Consider the following 3164-nt stretch of genomic DNA (forward strand, 5'->3'; position numbering starts at 1 on the left):
ACTCCCGCGCCCTGCTGTGGAAAAGCTGTCGAAATGTTGTGTGGTGCGCGTGGATGGGTGCTCTCACCGCTCGGGGTCGAGGGCGGACGCTTCTGGTCTCTCCACGCCGGCGATCTTCCATCCGTCCTCTTTGACCAGTCGCGCTGCGAGGCGCTCCGGATCGAATGGGCTTCCCAGTACGACGTAGCGTTCTTCGCCCCGGACGGCAACGATCACGACGTCGAGCTCGGCCGTAGCCTCCTCCTCGGAGTGCTGGACTTTGATGTTGCTGAGGGTGACGTTGAAGCGGTCGACTTCATCGAAGCTCGAGCGCACCCGGTCCTCGAGCGTTTCCCGGTCCGGGTGCACGAAATCCGAATAGCTCGAGGACACGAAAGAGAGGAAGGTGTCCAGGTCGGTTTCTTCCGCGGCCGCGGCCGCGGCCTTCAAGGTTCGCGTTACCCGAGCCTGCGGTGACAGATACCACTCCCAAGCGAAGTACGCGAGGGGAACGGCAAAAGTCACGGCAACGATCAGCCGGCCCTTCTTGCCCATACTCGATTGTGACACAACGCGGCCGCGCGGGATCCCAGGCACTCGAGAGTTTCCCACGGGCAGGGTGATGAAGAGCTCAATCCACCCTGCGCGAGCGGGGCGTTCGACTTCGCCTGAGCCGGGGCGGTCGATCGAATGCGGGTCCCGCCACGGCACTGAGCACACCTAATGACGCTCGCGGGGGCGCCTCCGCTGGAGTATTCTTCAGCAAGCGGTGCGAGTCCTCCTTTGCGTCGATGAAGATCCCGTCCTCGACTCGGTTCTTGCCGCTTTCGACTGGTCGATCGCCACGGGAAAACGGGACGAGCTTCTCGTGCTTCACGTGTCGGGCCAAGCCCCGCTTTTCCTGGCCTCACGGGACGCGAAGCCACTCCGGGATACCGACGCTTTGTTCTCGCGGGTCGCCGACAGTCTTTCTCACCTGCCCCTCGGCATCAAGAAGGTCACTGCCAGAGGAGAGCCGGCTCACAGCATCGTCCGGGTTGCCGAAGAGCACGAAGTGGACCTGATCGTTATGGGCGCTCGGGGGGAGCGCCCGGATTTCCTCCTTGGATCCGTCTCGGAAAAAGTCGTCTCCCTCGCCGACACCGACGTTCTCGTCGTCCGGGCGCGTGACGACGAGGACAAGACGGAGCGTTCGTTTCATGCGCTCGTCGCCGTCGACGGATCGGCGGGAAGCGAAGCGGGCATCGGTTCGTTCGTCGAGAAGCTCCGGGCGCCGCAGGCCGAGATCCGTCTCATTCACGTCATCGATGCGCTGCCGGGACTGTGGGAGGTCGGGTCCATGGAGGGTCCCTTCTCCGCATCGCTCGCCGGCCACGCCCGCGACGTATTGTCCCGAGCGCTGGAGCTGCTCCGTCGACGGGGACTCGATGCCGAATGCGAATGGCGCCACGGCTCTCCCGCCACGCAGATCCTCGACGTGGCGCGTACCGGGCGGGCCGATCTGATCGTGGTCGGCTCCCGTGGGCAATCGAAACTGCGTGGGTTGCTGCTCGGAACGATCACGCAGAGGGTGGTGCGCCATGCGCCGTGCAGCGTCCTATGTGCCCGGGGATTCGCCCCGGAATCGGCCGCCCTCTCCGCCCCCTGGTTCTGCGACGACTTGCGTCCGGGAACGGGGTTGGCGTGAAAGTCCTGGTCTGTCTCGATCGAGACCTCCTGTACGAGGCCCTCTTGTCGGCGCTGACCTGGTGTTTGCCGCTATCGGCCCGGGATCGCGTTCTCGTCGCCCACGCGATCGCTCCACTACGCTGGATGCCCGGCTGGGCGGAGACGGAGCGCGACATCTTCGAGAGAGTCGACGACTTTCTCGAGCAAACGGCGGCTCGTGTCCGGCGGCTGGGCATAGCTGCCGAGCCGCTTCGCCTGGAGGGTGACGTGGCGACGGAGCTCTTGAAGGCGGCGGATGATCATGACGTGGACCTCGTTGCCCTGGGCGCCGTCGGCCAGGCACGAAGTCAGGACTTTCTCGTGGGCTCGGTCTCCGAGAAGGTGACCTCCCTCGGACCGCGGGACGTTCTCCTCGTGCGAGCCGCCGCGCCTCGAACGGACGGACGCTTCCGAGCGCTCCTCGCGGTGGACGGCTCGGACGCCAGCTTCGAGGCGGTCGTAAGTTTCGCCGCGAAGACGCGAGCATCAGAAGCCGTCATCGAGGTTTTGCACGTCATCGAGGCTCCTCCGCTGACCTGGGACCTGGATCCGAATCTCACGGGGGACCCGCCGGTCTCCGATCCTCCGGCCTTGCGGGAGCGTGCGGATCGCGCGCTCGCGCGTTCGACCGAGATCCTGTACGCTCGCGGCCTGACGGCCAAGAAAGCGCTTCGGCGCGGGATGGCGACCGCAGAGATCCTCGACGAAGCGAGGACCTTCGAGGCCGACCTGATCGTGCTGGGCGCCCGAGGAGTCCAGTCCCGCCTGCCGAAACCTTGGCGAGGGACGGTCGCTCGACGAGTCGCTCGCCACGCGGATTGCTCGGTGCTCATCGCCGCGCCGGCATGAGCGCGACTCCCATTCAGACGCCGATAGCTCTCCCGCTCGCCGACACGACTTCCGACACGACTCGATCCGCGTTCTCGCTCTTGCGGAGCTCCCGGTCCGCCTCCTCGGCCCATTTCCACTCATGAGCGTGGAGCTCGTGAGGCGAGGCCTTCTCGATCTCCTCCTGGCAATCCGTGCAGCGTAGCGCTTCGGGTACGGCCGCGAGTCTTTTCGACGAGAGCCGATTGCCGCAGGCGACGCAGAGCCCGTACGTGCCGTCGTCGATCCGATGGAAAGCCTCGGCGAGCGCCGCAGCGCGGTCCAGGAGCTTCCCGAGGCGGTCGGTCCTCATCTCGTTTTCCTCGGTGACCAGGATCGCATCGATCTCGTCGGATAGCGGCGTGTTGTCCCCGGAGCTCTCGAGCTCCTGAGCGCGAGGCTCCTTCTTGAGAGCTTCTATCTCCCGATTGACCCGTTCGAGCTCCCGCTCTACTTTGCGTCTCCATGCCACAGTCTTGGTACGCATCGCGATCCTCCACCTCACGTTTGAGCAAACAACGTGCCACGGCCAGAGGCCGTACTTCGGGCTCCACGAAAGCGAAAGTGGGTGATTGCACCCCATGATCGGGGCAATCGGCGACGAACGTGAG

4 protein-coding genes are annotated in these 3164 nt (G+C 65.2%); 2 read left to right on the top strand and 2 right to left on the bottom strand.

Annotated elements, in window-relative coordinates; all coding sequences use genetic code 11:
* Nucleotides 1–63 precede the first annotated feature (63 nt).
* Nucleotides 64–534, bottom strand: coding sequence for a hypothetical protein (locus VEK15_10790; GenBank protein ID HXV61172.1), 471 nt, complete (start codon nt 532–534; stop codon nt 64–66).
* Between the two features lie 214 nt (nt 535–748).
* Here VEK15_10790 and VEK15_10795 point away from each other — a divergent pair, with 214 nt between their 5' ends.
* Together VEK15_10795 and VEK15_10800 are read left to right on the top strand one after the other, a co-directional pair.
* A complete protein-coding gene (locus tag VEK15_10795; GenBank protein HXV61173.1) occupies nt 749–1666 on the top strand; it encodes a universal stress protein in 918 nt (305 codons plus the stop codon).
* Complete coding sequence (locus VEK15_10800; GenBank protein HXV61174.1) at nt 1663–2535, top strand: universal stress protein; 873 nt, start codon at nt 1663–1665, stop codon at nt 2533–2535. Before VEK15_10795 ends, VEK15_10800 begins: the two co-directional genes overlap by 4 nt.
* Nucleotides 2536–2548: 13 nt before the next feature.
* On the opposite strand, the gene VEK15_10805 is transcribed toward VEK15_10800, so the two are convergent.
* A complete protein-coding gene (locus VEK15_10805) occupies nt 2549–3040 on the bottom strand; it encodes a TraR/DksA C4-type zinc finger protein (GenBank protein HXV61175.1) in 492 nt (163 codons plus the stop codon).
* Nucleotides 3041–3164: the final 124 nt, after the last annotated feature.

The sequence above is a fragment of the Vicinamibacteria bacterium genome, assembly GCA_035620555.1.
In the GTDB taxonomy this organism is placed as follows: Bacteria; Acidobacteriota; Vicinamibacteria; order Marinacidobacterales; family SMYC01; genus DASPGQ01.

What these genes read in the sequence shown, in the direction of transcription:
- VEK15_10790 (HXV61172.1), bottom strand. Translation starts at nt 534, where the DNA reads ATGGGCAAGAAGGGCCGGCTGATCGTTGCCGTGACTTTTGCCGTTCCC.
- VEK15_10805 (HXV61175.1), bottom strand. Translation starts at nt 3,040, where the DNA reads ATGCGTACCAAGACTGTGGCATGGAGACGCAAAGTAGAGCGGGAGCTC.